The organism is Micromonospora sp. ALFpr18c (genome assembly GCF_008868155.1).
GTDB lineage: Bacteria > Actinomycetota > Actinomycetes > Mycobacteriales > Micromonosporaceae > Micromonospora.
The window spans coordinates 26,096-42,892 of sequence record NZ_WBKR01000008.1 but is presented as its reverse complement, the minus strand read 5'-3'; the positions used below and the strand labels follow the sequence as shown (position 1 = coordinate 42,892).

Here is a 16,797-nt window from a genome sequence, read left to right as displayed (position 1 = left end):
GGGAGGCCCCTCCCCGACGCCGCAGCGCCGGGGAGGGGCCTCGTCGGATCAGAGCTGGCGACCGGGTGCCAGCCGGGTGGTGTCGCCACCGAGCCGCCCGGCGCCCTTGACCGGTTCGCCGTCGTTCGCCTTGACTCCGGCCTTACTGGCCGTACCGCCCAGCCGGACGATCATGGCGTCGGCGTCCCGGATCAGGACGTCCCGGACCTCCGCCTCGGCCACCAGGGTGGCGTCGGCGGCGAGCGTCCGGAACTGCGTCAACTGCTTGATCGCCTTGCTGTCGTTGCCGGCCGCCTCGGCCTGGCGGGCCGCGTCGAGCTTCGCCTTCAGCTGCTTGTGCGCCGTGGCCGAGAGTCGACCCGTCGCCTTGAACCGGTCCAGCAGGTTCTGCATGTCCCGGAACGAGGTGGTGACGAAGAACCGGACCGTCGAGGTGGTCGTGTTGCCCGCCTTGTCGGTCGCGGTGACGGTCAGCTCGTGCAGGCCGAGCGGCAGCTCGTACATGGCCTGCAGGGTGCCGCTGGCGTACGCCCTGCCGTCGAGCTGACCGACCACGGACGCGATGCCCGAGGTGGGGTCGACGGCCTGCCAGGACACCCGGACGTCCTGGCTGTCGCCGTAGAGCTGGCCGTCGGCGATCCCGGACACCAGCAGCGTCGGCTTGGTGCCGTCGATGCGCAGCACCGCCGACTTGAGCGTCTCGGCGTTGCCCGCCTTGTCGGTGGACCGGAACAGCAGCTCGTGCTGCCCGTCGCCGGTCACCTCGACCGGCGCCGTGTACGGCGTCCACGCGCCACCGTCCAACGACCACTCCACCGTCTTGACCCCGGAACCGGCGTCGGTAGAGGTCAGCACCACCGGGATCGTCCCGTTGTGCCAGCCGGCGTCGTTCGCGGGAGCGAACGTCGCCGTCGTGACCGGTGCGGTGGCGTCGATCTTGACCGTGACGGTCTTCGTCGACTCCACGTTGCCCGCCTCATCGGTCGAGCGGAACCGCAGCTCGTGCTCGCCGTCCCCACTGATCGCCACCGGAGCGGTGTACGCCGTCCAGGTGGTGGCCCCGTCCAGCTGGTACTCGGTGCTGGCCAGCCCACTGCCGCCGGCCTCGTCGGCGGCGGTGAGGGTCACCGTCACCGGACCGGTGTACCACCCCTCGGTCGGGGTGCCCGAAACCGCCGCCGTGGTGACCGGCGCGGTCTCGTCGGCGACCTTCGTGCTCAACCGGAAGTAGTCGAACGCGGCGGTCTTCGAGGCGGTCTGGTTGGCGCCGAGGGTGAACAACCCGACCTTCGGGGTGGCGCCCACCGCGCTGTTGGTCAGCGCCTCCAACGCGGTCCAGGTCGTCCCGTCGGCCGAGTACGACGCGGTGAACGTGTCGCCGGTGCGGGCCAGTCGCAGGTGCCACACCGCCGAGGTGAGGCTGGTCGCCTCCGGCTGCGGGTTCTGCACCGCCCCGCCGATCTCGCTGCGGAACTCGATCCGCCGCGTCACCGCCTGGCCGGCCTGGTTGTCCGCGATGAAGTCGAACTTCAGGTAGTTGTCGTCGTCGGCCTGCACGAGCAGACCGGCCTGCTGGTACTGCTCGTTCAGCAGACTGCCGTCGACCTTCGTCTCCAGGGTCCAGTCGCCTGACGGCGCGGTCTGGAGGATGAAGTTCTTCGGCCCGGTGTTGTCGGTGCCGTAGATGTCACCGTTGGGCACGTCGATCCGCAGCGCGCCGCCGGTGACCCGGTAACCGGCCGGGTCCTCCCGCAGGATCGCGTCCCAGCGGCACTTGTCCAGCGTGTCGCCGGTGAACTCGTCCGACGGGTCGACCGGGCCGGCCGGAGCGTCCGGCGTCACCTGGAACGAATCGAAGGCCGCGTCGACCACCGGCGCCTCGGTGCCGCCGTTGAGTGCGAAGACCCCGATCCGCGGGTTGGTGATGCCGGCGAGCGCGGCCGAACGGCCGACCGGGGTGAACGTCTGCCCGTCGCCCGAGGCGGCGGCGGTCAGGTTCGTCCCGTCGCTGGTGATCCGCAGGTACACGGTGTCACCCGCCGGTGCGGCGGCGCTGTCGGCGCCCTCGTTGCGAGGCGTCGCGGCCGTCTCCCGGATGAACTCCACCCGCCGGCTGCCGTTGTACAGCAGGTCCACCTTGGCGTAGTTGTCGTCGTCGCCGTACACCAGCAGACCGGCCTGCTGGTAGTTGGCGGTGACCGGGAGGGTGACCTTGGTGGTGATCTCCCAGGCGCCGGTCGGAGCCGGCTGGAGCACCAGGTTGGTCGCGTCGTTGCGGGCGCCGTAGAGGTCGCCCACGCCGGTCGGCAGCCGCAGCGCGCCGCCACTGACCGAGTAGAGCTGGTTCTCCCGGATGACGCTGGACCAGCGGGTCTTGTCGAGGCTGGTGCCGTCGAAGGCGTCCGAACGCGCCCCGAAGCAGGACGTGTCCGGGGCGTCCACCCGCACCGGCACCGTGGCGTACGACTTGGCGCCCTTGCTGTCGGTCACCGTGAGGGTGGCCGTGAAGGTGCCCGGGCTGGCGTAGGTGTGGCTGGCGTCCAGCGTGGACGCCGTACCGCCGTCACCGAAGTCCCAGGCGTACGTCAGCGGGGTGTCGCCCTCGGCGTCGGTGGCCGTGCCGTCGAACGCCACGGTGACCGGCGCGGTGCCGGCGGCCGGGGTCGCGGTGGCGGTGACCACCGGCGGCGCGTTCTCGGTGACGCCGCGGCCGACGAAGTCCATCCAGTTGACGTTGAACAGCGAGCCGGAGCCGCCGTTCGGGTCACGGGCCACGAAGTACAGCGAGCCGCTCGCGGCACCGGTGACCGGCGCGCTCACGTCCGTGTACGTCTGCCACGCGCCGGTCGCCGGCACGGTGGCCGTGGCGACCACCGGTCCGTCCACCGCGCCCGCCCGGACCTCGATGCGACCGCCAGCGGCGGCCGAGGCGGCCCGGAACCGGATCTCGCTGATGTTGGTCAGGTCCGCCGGGGCGAGCGACCACCAGTCGCCGTCCTCGATGAACCCGATGTTCTGACCGCCGCCGGCGGTGTCGGCGCCGGTCTCCCGCTGCACGCCGGCGTCTCCGCCGCCGGTGCTCACCGGTGCCCGACCGGTGGCGGTGAAGAACTCGGCCTGCTTGCGCTTGGGCTGCAGCACCTCGATGACCCGACCGGTGAGCGGGCTGGCTCCGCCGGCCCCGCCGTCGTCGGTGTAGGTGGCCTCGAAGACCGCGAAGACGTTCGCCTCGGCGCCGTGCCCGGAGGCGAGCGACGTCTGGACGGTGCCGGTGCAGCCGGTGTGCTGCTCCAGCGGGTGGGCGTGCTCGTCGTGACCCAGCAGCACCTGGAGGTTCACCCGGGCACAGTCGATCTCCCCGTCCTCGGGGTCGGTCACCTTGATCGTGTAGCGGACCTGGTCACCCCAGTCGAAGAACCCGCCGTCCGGCGGGAACTCGATGGTGACCGTCGGGGACGTGTTGCCCACGGTGATCGGCACGTTGGCCACCGCGGTACGGCCCTTCGGGTTGGTGACGGTGAGCTGGGCGGTGTAGTTGCCCGCCGTGGCGTAGGTGTGCGTCGGGTTAGCGTCGGTCGAGGTCTGCCCGTCGCCGAACGCCCAGGCGTAGGTGAGCGCGCCACCGTCCGGGTCGCGGGAGCCGGCGCTGGAGAAGGTGACGGTCAACGGCGCCGCACCCGAGGTCGGGGTGGCGGACGCCGCCGCGATCGGCGCGCGGTCACCGGCGGTGTAGTCGATCCGGTAGACACCCGAGTTGTCGTTGTTGCCACCGAAGCCGCTGCCCCACTCGATCAGGTACAGGGCGCCGTCGGGGCCGAACTCGAAGTCCATCGGCCGGACCATGGTCATCCCGGTGAGCAGCTGGTTGATGTCCACCAACGACTTGCCGTCGGGGGTCAGCTGCATCGTGTACATCTTGTTCTGGTTCCACTCGCCGAGCAGCGCCTTGCCGTCGTAGTAGGCCGGCCACTTGCGGGTCGAGTTGAGGTCCGCGTCGTAGCGGTAGACCGGGCCGCCCATCGGGGCGCCACCGCCGCCGATCTCCGGGTACCGGGCGTCACCGGCGTACCCGTAGTCGACGGTCGCGGGGACGACCGGCGGGAGGTTGGTCAGGCCGGTGTTGTTGGGCGAGTTGTTCACCGGCGCCGCGCAGTCGAACTTCGCGCCGCTCGGGCCGGACGGGAACGTGTAGTCGTTGTACGCCTCGTTCGTGCCCGTGCAGTACGGCCAGCCGTAGTTGCCGGGGGTCACGATGTTCCACTCGACCAGGCCACGCGGGCCGCGGGTGGGGTTGTCCGCGTTGGCGTCCGGCCCGTAGTCCGCGACGTACAGCGTGTTGGTCTTCGGGTCGGTGCCGATCCGGAACGGGTTGCGGAAGCCCATCGCGTAGATCTCGGGACGGGTCTTCTCGGTGCCCGGAGCGAAGAGGTTGCCGGCCGGAACGGTGTACGACCCGTCGTCCTCCGGGTGGATCCGGATCACCTTGCCGCGCAGGTCGTTGGTGTTGGCCGAGGTGCGCTGCGCGTCGTAGTCCTGGCGGCCCGACCGCTCGTCGAGCGGCGAGTACGAGTTCGACTCGAACGGGTTGGTGTTGTCACCGGTGGCCAGGTACAGGTTGCCGGCGCCGTCGAAGGTCATGCTGCCCCCGGCGTGGCAGCAGGTGTTGCGCTGGGTGTCGACCCGCAGCACCTGCTTCTCGCTGGCCGGGTCGATGGTGTCGCCGGTCACCGTGAACCGGGACAGCAGGTTGCGCGTGACGCCGTCGTTCGGGGCGTAGTACAGGTACACCCACTTGTTGGTGGCGAAGTCCGGGTCGAGCCGGATGCCGATCAGGCCGTCCTCGTTGCCGGTGAAGACGTCCAGGTCGACGGCGGTGACGGTGTTGCCGGTGTCCGGCTTGATGATCTGCACCCGACCGTCGCGTTCGATGTAGAAGACCCGCCCGTCTCCGGCGATGTCCAGTTCCATCGGGTTGCTCGTGTTGCTGTCAAGGGAGACCTTCTCGAAGTTGGAGGTCTTCGAGGCGCCACAGTCGGCGTCCACCACACCGGCGGCGGTCTGGATGCCGCCGAGCAGGTGCTTGAGGAACTCCGGTTCGGCGTACGACTCCCGGGTGTGCCCGCCGCCGGTGTACCATGATCGACCACCGTCGAAGTCCTGACACCAGGCGGTCGGGTGGTCGGCGCCCATCGCACCGGCGCCCGGGGTGTAGCTCTTCTCGTCCAGGCTGGCCAGCACGTGCACGTCCGGCCGGGGGTTGGTCTGGAAGTTGTACCACTCGTCGAAGCGGGACCAGCGGTCCGGAAGCTCGGCGGTGGACGGGTGTGCGTGGTCCTCCACCTTGACCGTGGCCTGCTGGTTCGCCGGGTGGTTGGCGAAGTACGCGCCGACCAGGTCGCCGTACCAGGCCCAGCTGTACTCGGTGTCCGACGCGGCGTGGATGCCGACGTAGCCACCGCCCGCCTTCACGTAGCGCTCGAACGCCGCCTGCTGGTCGGCGTTGAGGACGTCGCCGGTGGTGGAGAGCCAGATCACGGCCTTGTACTTGGCCAGGTTGGCGTCGGTGAATACCGCGCCGTCCTCCGAGTTGTCCACGGTGAATCCGTTGGCCGCGCCGAGTTGCTGGATGGCGGCGATGCCGGTGGGGATGGAGTCGTGCCGGAAGCCGGCGGTCTTGGAGAAGACCAGGACGGAGAAGGGATCGGCGGCGGCCTTGGGCGCCTTCGGCACCACCTGGGTCACCGGGGCCGCGGCCTGCGCGTCTTTCGGGGGGACCTGGGCGGCGGGAGCCGCCTGCGCCGGCGACCCGAGCAGGGTCGTCGAAGCGAGGGCCAGGGAGATGAGGGTCGCGGTGATGGGTTTTCGGGCACGACGAGAACGGGACACGCCGCCTCCAATGTCGCAGTGGACAGGAATCGCGGGGGCCGGCTCGCCGAAGACCGTCCCAGATGGAGCCGGTGGGGACACCGTGCCAGGGCGTCCACGCCGGCATTTTGTCGAATCGCTGAACAAATTAATTCGGCTCGCTCAATGTCGGGCAAGATGCCGGCGGGTAACGGTTCTGCAACGGGGGGCGACATTCCGAACAGGACCGGGATGAAGCACCCCAACTGATTCGGCCTTCCGGGCCCGTCGACCCCTCCCTTGGCAGGCCGACGGATCCGTCGTACTGTGACACGCAAGTAACCCACGGGAGCCCGGTGTACCGGGCTGAGAGGGGGGCTGACAGCCCCCGACCGTCGAACCTGATCCGGGTAATGCCGGCGCAGGGAGGAGCGTTGCCGTGCCGTCCCTTGGACGACTGCATCTCATCACCGACACCCGACCCGGTCGGGACCCGCTCGCCGTGGTCCGCGCCGCCCTCACGGTGGCCCGCGCCGACCTGGTGGTGCAGGTCCGCGTCGAGGACTCGGCCACCGACCGCGAGACGTACGAACTGGCCCGGCAGGTGCTGGCGCTCTGCCGGCCGTACGGGGCGACCTGCCTGGTCAACGACCGGTTGCACGTGGCGCTGGCGGTGGGCGCCGCCGGCGGGCACATCGGCGCCGACGACCTGCCGGTCGCCGCCGCCCGCCGGGTGCTCGGCCCCACCGCCGTGCTGGGCGCCACCGCCCGCGCGCCCGGTACGGCGAGCGCGGCCGTCGCGGCGGGAGCCAGCTACCTGGGCGTCGGACCGTGTCACGCCACCACCACCAAGCCCGGGTTGCCGGACCCCATCGGCCCCGCCGGGGTACGCGCCGTCGTCGACGCCGTCGACGTACCGGTCATCGCGATCGGCGCGGTGACCGCCGACCGGGTACCGGCGCTGCGGGCCGCCGGGGCGTACGGGGTGGCGGTGGTCGGCGCGATCTCCGCCGCCACCGACCCGGCCCACGCGACCGCCGAGCTGATCGAGGCGCTGACGTGCTGACCGGCCGGTCCCCGGCACCGCGATCGAGCGACCGGGCCCGGCTGGACGTGGCGGTGGTGGGGGCGGGCCCGGTCGGGCTGGCGATCGCCTGGCGCTGCTCCGCGCGCGGGTTGCGGGTGGCGGTGCACGACGCGGCACCCGGGTCGGGGGCGTCGGCGGTGGCCGCCGGCATGCTCTCCCCGGTCGCCGAGGCGTACTTCGGTGAGCGGCGGCTGACCGAGCTGCTGCTGGCGTCCGCGGCCCGCTGGCCGGCGTTCGCCGCCGAGCTGACCGAGACGACCGGCGTCGCGATCGGTTACCGCACCGAGGGCACCCTGATGGTCGGGCTGACCGGTGACGACCTGGCCGAGGCGCGCCGGCTCTGGGCGTACCAGCAGGGGTTGGGTCTGCCGGTGACCCCGCTGCTGCCCAGCGGGCTGCGCGACCGCGAACCGGCGCTCGCGCCGCGGGTGCGCGGCGGCGCGCTCGCGCCCACCGACCACCAGGTCGACCCGCGGCTGCTGGTGCCGGCGCTGCGCACGGCCGCGCAGCGGGCCGGCGCGGCGTTCGTGCCGCAGGCGGTCCGACACCTGTCCGATGTGGAGGCGAGGGTCACCGTGGTCGCCGCCGGCTGCGGGGCCGCCGCCCTCACCGGGCTGCCGGTGCGGCCGGTGAAGGGCCAGATCCTGCGGCTGCGCGCGCCCGGCGGCGTCGCGCCGGGCTTCCGGCACGTGATCCGGGGGTACGCCGACGGCGAGCACGTCTACCTGGTGCCCCGCGCCGACGGTGAGGTCGTGCTCGGCGCGACGGTCGAGGAACGCTCGGACACCACGGTCACCGCCGGCGCCGTGCAGCGGCTGCTCCGCGCCGGGGTCGACCTGCTGCCCGAACTGGCCGAGTACGACCTGGTCGAGGCGGTCGCCGGGCTCCGCCCCGGCACCCCGGACAACGCGCCCATCCTCGGGCCGCTGCCCGGCCGACCGGACGTGCTGGCCGCCACCGGGCACCACCGGCACGGCATCGTGCTCACCCCGGTCACCGCCGACCTGATCGCCGACCTGGTGGTCACCGGCGTGCCCGACCCGCTGCTCGCCGCGTTCCGGCCCGACCGGTTCGTCGGCGCGGCGACCGGCGGTGGACCCGATCGGACGATGGAGGGCGACCAGTGGAGTTGACGGTGAACGGGGCCGGGCGCAGCGTCCCCGGTGGCGCGTCGGTGGCGGACCTGGTCCGCGACGTGGTGCCCGAGCAGCGTGGCGTGGCGGTCGCGGTCAACGGCGAGGTGGTGCCCCGGGCCGGTTGGCCGGTGACGGTGCTGCGCGACGGTGACCGCGTCGAGGTGCTCACCGCGGCGCAGGGCGGGTGAGCGGCGTGTCGTTCGAGCTGGGTGGGGTGACGTTCGGCTCGCGGCTGATCCTCGGCACCGGCGGGGCCGCGAACCTGCACGTGCTGGAGCAGGCGATCCGCGCGTCCGGCACCGAGCTGGTCACCCTGGCCCTGCGCCGGGTGGACACCGCCCCGGGCACCGGCGGTGGGCTGCTCGACCTGCTGGACCGGTGCGGGGTACGGCTGCTGCCGAACACCGCCGGCTGCTACACGGCGACCGAGGCGGTGAAGGTGGCCCGGCTGGCCCGGGAGGCGTTCGACACCGACTGGATCAAGCTGGAGGTGATCGGCGACGAACGGACGCTGCTGCCCGACGGGGTGGAACTGCTCCGCGCCGCCGAGGAGCTGGTCGCCGACGGGTTCACCGTGCTGCCGTACACCAGTGACGACCCGGTGCTCGCCCGCCGGCTCGCCGACGTGGGTTGCGCCGCGGTGATGCCGGCCGGTTCCCCGATCGGCTCGGGCCTCGGCGTCGGTAACCCGCACCACATCCGGCTCATCCGGCAGGGCGTGGACGTGCCGGTGATCCTGGACGCCGGCATCGGCACCGCGTCCGACGCCGCCCTGGCGATGGAGCTGGGCTGCGACGCGGTGCTGCTGGCCAGCGCGGTCACCCGGGCCGCCGACCCGGTGGCGATGGCCACGGCGATGCGGTACGCGGTCGAGGCGGGCCGCCTCGCGGCGGGCGCCGGCCGGATCGCCCGTCGCTTCCACGCCCTCGCCTCCACCCCCGACGAGGGAAGACCCGACCTGTGACCGCGCCGTCCGGTGTCGTCGTGTTGACCGACCGGCTCGTCGCGCGCGGCGGACTCGACCGGGTGGTGGCGGGAGCCGTCGCCGGGGGAGTGCGCTGGGTGGTGCTGCGGGAGAAGGACCTGCCCCGCGCCGAACGCGCCGCCCTCGCCGCCGACCTGCGTGCGATCCTCGCTCAGGTCGGCGGGACCCTCATCGTGGCCGGCCCCGACCCGCTCGGCGGCGACGCCGTCCACCTGCCCGCCGCTGGCCCGTACCCGCCACCAACCCACCAGCTGGTCGGCCGCTCCTGCCACAACCAGGCCGAGCTGGCCCGTCTCACCACCGAGCACTACGCGACGGCCTCCCCGGTCTGGCCAACGCCATCCAAGCCCGGCTACGGTCCGCCCCTGCACGTCGCGGGGTTGGGCAGCCTCGTCCGCGCCAGCCCGGTGCCCCTGCTGGCCCTCGGCGGAGTGGAAACCCCGGAACAGGTGACCGCCTGCGTCCAAGCGGGAGCCAGCGGAGTAGCAGTACTGGGCGCACTGATGCGGGCAGCAGACCCAGAAGAAACAGCCGCCACCCTGAGCAGCGCTTGTGTCGAGGCGGTCACCCCTGAGCTGTCCGAAGGCCGGCACGGGTGCACGGAGGTCTCCCGGGCAGCCCCCAACCGCAACCAGGGAAAACCATGACCCCGCGCACAATCCTCACCATCGCCGGCTCCGACTCCGGTGCCGGCGCCGGCATCCAGGCCGACCTCAAGGTCTTCGCGGCTCTCGGCGCGTACGGCACGAGCGTCCTCACGGCGGTCACCGCGCAGAACACCCGGGGTGTCGACGCCGTCCTGCCGTTGCCGCCGCGCACGGTCACCGAGCAGTTGGACAGCGTCCTGGGCGACTTCACCGTCGGCGCGGTCAAGACGGGGATGCTCGGCACGCCGGCGGTCGCCGACGTGGTGGCCGAGGCCGCCCGGGACGGCCGGTTGCCCCAGCTCGTCGTCGACCCGGTGCTGGTCGCCACGAGCGGCCACCGGCTCGGTGTGGTGGGCGCGGTGGAGCGGCTGCTGCCGTACGCCCGGGTGGCGACACCGAACTGCGCGGAGGCCGCGGCCATCACCGGACGCGGGGTGGACGACGTGGCGGGGATGGTCGTGGCGGCCGAGGCGCTCGCGGCCGGCGGCCCGGAGTTCGTCGTGGTCACCGGCGGTGACCTGGACGGCGGCGAGGCGGTCGACGTGCTGCACGGCGGCGGCGTCACCACTCTGCTGCGCGCGCCCCGGGTGGACACCCGGCACACCCACGGCACCGGGTGTTCGTTCTCGGCGGCCATCGCGGTGCGGCTCGCGCTGGGCGATGAGGTGCCGACGGCGGTCGAGGCCGCCAAGGAGTACGTGCTCCGCGCGCTGACCGGTGCGCGGAGTTGGGAGCTGGGCGCGGGACGTGGGCCGTTGGATCACTTCGGCTGGTCCGCTTGATCACCAGGGAGGTTGTCGTGCAGGCACGAGGCAAGGTGTACGTCGAGGGTTCGCGGCCGGATGTGCGGGTGCCGTTCGCGGAGGTGGCGCTGACCGGCGATCATCCACCGGTGCGGCTCTACGACACGTCCGGTCCCGGGTCGGACCCGGAGGTGGGGCTGCCGCCCCTGCGGGGGCCGTGGATCGCCGAGCGGGGTGACGTGGCACCGGTGCGTGGCGCGGGTACGCCGCTGGCCGGTGCGGACGGGCGTCGTCCGACGCAGCTCGCGTACGCACGGGCCGGTGTGGTGACGCCGGAGATGGAGTTCGTGGCGATCCGGGAGAACGTCGACCCGGAGCTGGTCCGCGCCGAGATCGCCGCCGGTCGGGCGGTGTTGCCGCTGAACGTGAACCACCCGGAGTGTGAGCCGGCGATCATCGGCAAGGCGTTCCTGGTCAAGGTGAACGCCAACATCGGCACGTCGGCGGTCAGCTCGTCGGTCGCCGAGGAGGTGGAGAAACTGACCTGGGCCACCCGTTGGGGTGCGGACACGGTGATGGACCTGTCCACCGGCAAGCGGATCCACGAGACCCGGGAGGCGATCGTGCGGAACTCGCCGGTGCCGATCGGGACGGTCCCGATCTACCAGGCGCTGGAGAAGGTCGGCGGTGACCCGGTGAAGTTGAGCTGGGAGGTGTTCCGGGAGACCGTCATCGAGCAGGCCGAGCAGGGCGTCGACTACATGACCGTGCACGCGGGAGTGCTGCTGCCGTACGTGCCGCTGGCCGTGGACCGGGTCACCGGGATCGTCTCCCGAGGCGGTTCGATCATGGCGGCCTGGTGCCTGGCGCACCACGAGGAGAACTTCCTCTACACGAACTTCGCCGAGCTGTGCGCGATCCTGGCCCGCTACGACGTGACGTTCTCCCTCGGTGACGGGCTGCGGCCCGGCTCGATCGCGGACGCCAACGACGAGGCGCAGTTCGCCGAGCTGCGCACCCTCGGTGAGCTGACGACCGTCGCCTGGGAGCACGACGTCCAGGTGATGATCGAAGGGCCGGGGCACGTACCCATGCACAAGATCAAGGAGAACGTGGACCTCCAGCAGGAGTGGTGCCACGAGGCGCCCTTCTACACACTCGGTCCGCTGACCACCGACATCGCGCCCGCGTACGACCACATCACCTCGGCGATCGGCGCTGCGATGATCGGCATGTTCGGCACCGCGATGCTCTGCTACGTCACCCCGAAGGAGCACCTCGGACTGCCGGACCGCGACGACGTGAAGGCGGGCGTGATCGCGTACAAGATCGCGGCGCACGCGGCGGACCTGGCCAAGGGGCACCCCGGCGCACAGGACTGGGATGACGCGCTGTCGAAGGCGCGGTTCGAGTTCCGTTGGGAGGACCAGTTCAACCTCTCGCTGGACCCGGACACGGCGCGCTCGTACCACGACGCGACGCTGCCGGCCGAACCGGCGAAGACGGCCCACTTCTGCTCGATGTGCGGGCCGAAGTTCTGCTCCATGAAGATCACCCAGGAGCTCAAGGAGTACGCCGCCCGTGGCATGAAGGACAAGTCGGAGGAGTTCGTGTCCGGCGGGAGCCGCGTCTACCTGCCGTTGACCTGATCCGCCTGACCGTTGCCGGCCGGTCTGCGGCTGGCGAGTGTGCCGGCCGGCCGGTGTGAGGCGATGATCGACTCGGGTTCATTGATGTCGCGGTGTCCACGTGGGCGGGACAGCCCGGTATCAGTGAACCCGAGTCGATCAGGCAGGTGGGTTGATCCGTCGACGTGTCGGCGGGGGACGGTCAGTCGCGGTGGTGCCGTCCGGTGGAGCGCATCGACCGGCGACCGCTCTCCTGCTCCGGCTCGTTGTCCGGCACCGGCTTGCCCAGGCCGGCGACCCAGTCGACGAACTCCTCGTCCTGCGCCGGCAGCGGCTCCTCCCCGTTCGACACGTTCGGGGTCTCCTCGTCGGTGCGGGACCGGTTGCGGCGGAACAGTCCGCCGAGCCGTCCGCGCCGGGTCGGCTGCTCCGGCTCGTCCCGGGGCGTCGGCACGACCGGCGCCGGGTCGACGCTCGCCGGACCGTCGTCGGTGAGCGTTCCCGCCTGCCCCGGTACGACCGGGGACGACGAGGTCGGGACCGGGTCCGTCGCCGGGTCCGCCCCGGACGGTGCCGACCCGGTGTTCCGGTCCGATGTGCCGACGGCCCGGCGCCAGCGAGCGGCCGCCCGGTCCAACGCGCTCTCGCCACGCTCGTCCGGCGTCGTCGCACTCGCCGCCTCGGCGGGGGCCGGCGGATCGCTCGGCTCGGTCGTGCCGGTCGGTGCCGTCGAGGAGTCGTCCGTCGAACCGGGCTGCGCGTCTGTCGACCCTCCCCGACGGGTGGTATTGAAGGCGTCCCAGGTGCTGGCGCGGCTCAGGTCCGGCAGCGGTGCCCGGTGCCGGGGGCGGAGCGTCCACTCGGCCGGATCCGGCGTACTCCGGGCCTCCGGGACCGTCGACCCGGCGTCCTCGGCCGGCGCGGACACGGTCCGCCCCGGGGTGACCGGCCAGGCCGGCGGGGCCGGCGTCCACCGGTCCGGCTGGGCGCCACCGGCGGGCTCCGAGCCGAACAGCGAAGCGTGCGAGCTGTCCCCGGCCATGAAGCGGTCGGTTCCGGTCTGCTCGGTGCCGGTGTGGTCGGTCCGTCGCGTGGTGCCGGTGCTCCGGGTGGCCGTGGCGGCCTCGGTGGCCGACGGGGTCGTCGCTCCTCGCCCGGCCTCGTCGGGCGAGGGCCGGGCGGCGGAAGCGGCCGGGGCTGCCGGAGCGACCGAGGTGGCGGGAGCAGCCGGTGTAGCGGGAGCAGCCGGGGCTGCCGGAGCGACCGAGGTAGCGGGAGCGGCCGGGACTGCTGAAGCGGCCGGGGCGGCGGGGACGTCGACGGTGGGCTGCGGGCCGTCGGTGCCGGACCGGGCGGCCTTCCTGGCTCGCCCGGTGCTCGCGGCGGTCGTGGGCATCGCGGTCGCGGCGGTCGTGGCCGTCGCGGTGGTGCCGCTCCCGGCTGGCGCGTCGGTCGCCGCCCTGGCCGATGCGTCGGCCTCGGCCCTGCCCGGCGCAACGGCCCCGGGCCCGGCTGGCGTGCCCGCTCCGGCTGGCGTGCTGGCTCCGGCTGGCGTGCCCGCTCCGGCGCGCGGGTCGGCCGGCGTGCTGGCTGGCCCGTCGGCAGTGGTGCTGGCTGGCGCGTCGGCCGGCGTGCTGGCTGGCGCGTGGGCCGGCGTGCTGACTGGCGCGGCGGTGCCGGCGGCGGCCAGGTCGGTCGGTGCGGCCTCGGTGGTCGACAGCGTGCCGGCCTCGTCCCGGGCCGAGGCGACGGGGGTGGACTTCGGCTTGCGGGACCGGCGTGGCTTCGGCGTCGACGCTCCGGGGGCGGCGTCAGCACCCGTCGTGGTCATGTCGCCGAGGTCGGTGCTGCTCGCGCTGGTCATGTCCCGGTCGGGCGTGGTCGGGTCGGTGGTCGTCGGGTCGAGCGTGTCCCGGTCGGTCATGGTCGGGTTGTCGGCGTCCGTGCCGGTCCGGCCGGTGGGGCGGCGATCGCCCGTCGGGATGGCCTCGGTCGGTGGGGTCGTGCCACCCTCGACGGTCGCTGCGGCGTTCGACAGCGGGCGGTCGGTCGGATCGGCTGCGAGCGACGAGTCGAGCCCGGCCAGCGGAGAGGAGACGGCTGCCGCCTCGTCCCGGCCCGCGGCGGGCTCGTGCCGTGCGGCGCTGAACTCGCCGGTCGGCGCGGTCACCCAGGGGGCGGCGGCCGGTCGGGAAGCGCCGGCCTCGTCCGGCCCGGTCAGGTCGGCGGGGACCGGGCCGTGCTGGCCGCCCGCCGTGGCCGCCGGCGAGTCCCAGTGCGCCGGGACGGTGCGTACCCCGCTGTCGGCGGCGTGCGGGGGGCGCCCGGTGCCGGTCCGCTCGATGGCGGAAGGCTCGCCCGCGATGGTTCCGAGTGCGGTACGCGCGCCGGCGGTCGGCTCGCCCGTGGTGCTGTCGTCGGCGGTGCTGTCGTCGGTGCTGTCGTCCGCCGAGCCCGCCGGCCGGGCGTTGGGCAGGGCGAGACCGGTGGGCAGCGGACGCAGGATGGTGGTCGGCTCGATCGCCTGCGAATCGGTGCGGTTGGCGCGTACCGGCCAGCGCAGCAGGGCGGCCGCCGCCGCGCCGAGCGCACCGGCGAGGACCGCGATGAGCGCGCCGTAGTAGGGGGTGGTCTGGTAGCGGTCCACCGTGTCACCGGGGCCGGCGGTCAGGTAGGCGAACGCCACCAGGACCGGACCGGCCACTCCGGTGGCTCCGCTGATCAGCGGGACCTGGCCCCGCCATCGGGCCAGGCCGGCGGTCGCCGCGCCGGCGAGCAGCGCCGTGATGGGCAGCAGCAGCAGCGCGAGGCGCTGTGCGACGTCATCGTCGAGCCAGCTCGGCTCCAGCACGCCGAGCCGCACGGTGGGCAGCGGGCCGGCCGTACCGAGCGACGGCAGGACGGAGATCAACGCCAGCAGCCAGACGGCGCCGGCCACGGCCGCCATGTTCCAGCCCAGCTCGGGCCGGAGCAGGACGGCGATGGCCGCGCCCGCCCCGATGACCGCTCCGAGGACGGCGCAGATGCCGACCGCCCAGACCGGGTCAACCGAGATCAGCTCGGCGGCTCGCGCGGGCTGCATGCAGAGTGGCGCGACGGCGGTGGCGCCGAGCGCGGCGGCACCGCCGATGGCCAGTTGCCGGCCGGTGCTGGCCGCCGGGATGTCTCGGCGGGCCAGGCGTCCGGTCAGGACGGCGCCGGCGACGGCGGCGTTCGCGGCGAACCAGCCCACCCAGACGAGCTGGGCCGGCCACTGGTTGACGGTCGTGCCGGTGAAGGCGCCGGTGAGCCGGACGATGCCGAAGCCGTACGCGACACCGAGCTGACCGGCCCCGGCCAGCACGCTCACCCCGAGCGCCGTGAGCAGCAGTCTGCCCCAGGTCCGAAAGGCCATGTCCGGCACGTTACGCACCCGGTACACCGGATCGCCACCGGCGCGCCGCGCGGCGCGTCGGCCCGCGCCCGGCGGGTCTACTTGAGTTCGACCAGTCGGGCCAGGTAAGTCGTGTCCCCGACATTGGTGAGCATGTGCACCGCCCCGGGGTCGCGGTAGACCACTCCACCGGTCGGCTCGTCGGCGTCGATCCGGGTGCCGTCGACGGTCTGTACGACGTTCTTCGCGCCCTCGATCGCCACCACGAGGTAGGGGTGGTCGTGCCGGTGCAGGGGCTGCCGCTCACCCGGTTCGAGTCGGATGTGCCAGACCCGGACCCGGTCGTTCTCGTACACGATCTCCTGGCCCACCGGCCCGAGCTCGGTGCCGTCGATCACGTCGCTCATCGTTCTCCGTCCAGTTGGGGGAGCACCTCGGCGGCGATCAGCTCGAGGTGGTCCAGGTCGGCGAGGTCGGTCATGCGCAGGTGCACCCGCGTGGTGCCGATCTCGGCGAACTCACCGATCCGCTGCACGAGCTGCGCGGGCGAACCGACCACCGGGTCCTCCGGCGGCAGCGCGCTCTTCTCGTGCAGGGGCGCGGCGCGCCGCTGTGCCTCCGCGTCGGTCCGGCCGATGGCCACCACGATCCCGGCGGAGAGCACCAGCGGTGCACGCCCGGCCTCCGTCCGACCCGCGCGGTCGCACGCCTCCCGGACCCGGTCGTACGCCGTGGCGGTCTCCGTGACGGACTTGAACGGCATGTTGAACTCGTCGGCGTACCGGGCGGCCAGTTCGGGGGTGCGCTTGGGACCGCGTCCGCCCACGATGATCGGTGGGCCGGGCACCTGCACCGGCTTGGGCAGGGCGGGCGCGTCCACCAGCCGGTAGTGGTCGCCGGTGAAGCTGTACGTCTCGCCCAGCGGGGTGCGCCACAGCCCGGTGATCACCTCAAGCTGTTCGGCCAGCCGGTCGAAGCGTTCACCGACGGCCGGGAACGGGATGCCGTACGAGGTGTGCTCGCGCTCGTACCAGCCGGTGCCGATGCCCAGGTCGACCCGGCCGCCGCTCATCTGGTCGACCTGCGCGACCTGCACCGCGAGTGGGCCGGGCAGCCGGAAGGTGGCCGACGTCACCAGGGTGCCGAGCCGGATGCGTTCGGTTTCCCGGGCGAGGGCGGCGAGGGTCAGCCAGGCGTCGGTGGGGCCGGGCAGGCCCGGGTCGTTGCCCATCGACTGGTAGTGGTCGGCGCGGAGGAATCCCTCGTAGCCGCCGGCCTCGACCAGCCGGGCGAAGCGGAGCTGGGTGTCGTAGGTGGCGCCGCGGTTCGGCTCGGTGAAGACCGACACCCGCAT

The 16,797-nt window shown here is 73.0% G+C and carries 11 protein-coding genes and 1 riboswitch; of the genes, 7 read left to right on the top strand and 4 right to left on the bottom strand.

Annotated elements, in window-relative coordinates; translation table 11 throughout:
• Positions 1-48: 48 nt before the first annotated feature.
• Entirely contained in the window at positions 49-5,886 is a 5,838-nt protein-coding gene (locus F8271_RS03375; RefSeq protein ID WP_151488116.1) for a ThuA domain-containing protein, read from the bottom strand.
• A 293-nt stretch (positions 5,887-6,179) separates the two neighbouring features.
• Positions 6,180-6,289: riboswitch (TPP riboswitch) on the top strand.
• On the opposite strand from F8271_RS03375, the gene thiE reads away from it, so the two are divergent.
• The 7 genes from thiE (at position 6,284) to thiC (ending at position 12,091) form a co-directional block, all read left to right on the top strand.
• Positions 6,284-6,910: a thiamine phosphate synthase gene (thiE, locus tag F8271_RS03370; RefSeq protein WP_151488115.1), complete on the top strand. Its 627-nt coding sequence runs from the start codon at positions 6,284-6,286 to the stop codon at positions 6,908-6,910. Its footprint overlaps the riboswitch before it by 6 nt.
• The gene (thiO, locus tag F8271_RS03365; RefSeq protein ID WP_370461849.1) at positions 6,904-8,064 is read left to right on the top strand and encodes a glycine oxidase ThiO; all 1,161 of its coding nucleotides are present in this window, start codon (positions 6,904-6,906) and stop codon (positions 8,062-8,064) included. The genes thiE and thiO overlap by 7 nt, the downstream gene beginning before the upstream one ends.
• Positions 8,055-8,255: a sulfur carrier protein ThiS gene (thiS, locus tag F8271_RS03360; RefSeq protein WP_151488114.1), complete on the top strand. Its 201-nt coding sequence runs from the start codon at positions 8,055-8,057 to the stop codon at positions 8,253-8,255. The genes thiO and thiS overlap by 10 nt, the downstream gene beginning before the upstream one ends.
• Positions 8,252-9,031 (top strand): thiazole synthase, encoded by a 780-nt coding sequence (locus tag F8271_RS03355; RefSeq protein ID WP_151488113.1) that lies wholly within the window; start codon positions 8,252-8,254, stop codon positions 9,029-9,031. The genes thiS and F8271_RS03355 overlap by 4 nt, the downstream gene beginning before the upstream one ends.
• A complete protein-coding gene (locus tag F8271_RS03350) occupies positions 9,028-9,699 on the top strand; it encodes a thiamine phosphate synthase (protein ID WP_151488112.1) in 672 nt (223 codons plus the stop codon). The genes F8271_RS03355 and F8271_RS03350 overlap by 4 nt, the downstream gene beginning before the upstream one ends.
• Positions 9,696-10,481: a bifunctional hydroxymethylpyrimidine kinase/phosphomethylpyrimidine kinase gene (gene thiD, locus F8271_RS03345; protein WP_151488111.1), complete on the top strand. Its 786-nt coding sequence runs from the start codon at positions 9,696-9,698 to the stop codon at positions 10,479-10,481. Before F8271_RS03350 ends, thiD begins: the two co-directional genes overlap by 4 nt.
• A 17-nt stretch (positions 10,482-10,498) precedes the next feature.
• On the top strand, positions 10,499-12,091 hold the full coding sequence (gene thiC / locus F8271_RS03340; protein WP_151488110.1) for a phosphomethylpyrimidine synthase ThiC: 1,593 nt from the start codon (positions 10,499-10,501) through the stop codon (positions 12,089-12,091).
• A 181-nt stretch (positions 12,092-12,272) separates the two neighbouring features.
• On the opposite strand, the gene F8271_RS03335 is transcribed toward thiC, so the two are convergent.
• The 3 genes from F8271_RS03335 to F8271_RS03325 form a co-directional block, all read right to left on the bottom strand.
• Positions 12,273-15,464, bottom strand: coding sequence for a hypothetical protein (locus F8271_RS03335; protein WP_151488109.1), 3,192 nt, complete (start codon positions 15,462-15,464; stop codon positions 12,273-12,275).
• A 77-nt stretch (positions 15,465-15,541) separates the two neighbouring features.
• Positions 15,542-15,850, bottom strand: a complete 309-nt coding sequence (locus tag F8271_RS03330) for a cupin (protein ID WP_151488108.1) — start codon at positions 15,848-15,850, stop codon at positions 15,542-15,544.
• A complete protein-coding gene (locus tag F8271_RS03325) occupies positions 15,847-16,797 on the bottom strand; it encodes an LLM class F420-dependent oxidoreductase (RefSeq protein WP_151488107.1) in 951 nt (316 codons plus the stop codon). The genes F8271_RS03330 and F8271_RS03325 overlap by 4 nt, the downstream gene beginning before the upstream one ends.

Excerpts from the sequence above, each read along its gene's own strand:
- thiD (WP_151488111.1), top strand. The coding sequence starts at position 9,696 with ATGACCCCGCGCACAATCCTCACCATCGCCGGCTCCGACTCCGGTGCC.
- F8271_RS03335 (WP_151488109.1), bottom strand. The coding sequence starts at position 15,464 with ATGGCCTTTCGGACCTGGGGCAGACTGCTGCTCACGGCGCTCGGGGTG.
- F8271_RS03330 (WP_151488108.1), bottom strand. The coding sequence starts at position 15,850 with ATGAGCGACGTGATCGACGGCACCGAGCTCGGGCCGGTGGGCCAGGAG.
- F8271_RS03325 (WP_151488107.1), bottom strand. The coding sequence starts at position 16,797 with ATGCGGGTGTCGGTCTTCACCGAGCCGAACCGCGGCGCCACCTACGAC.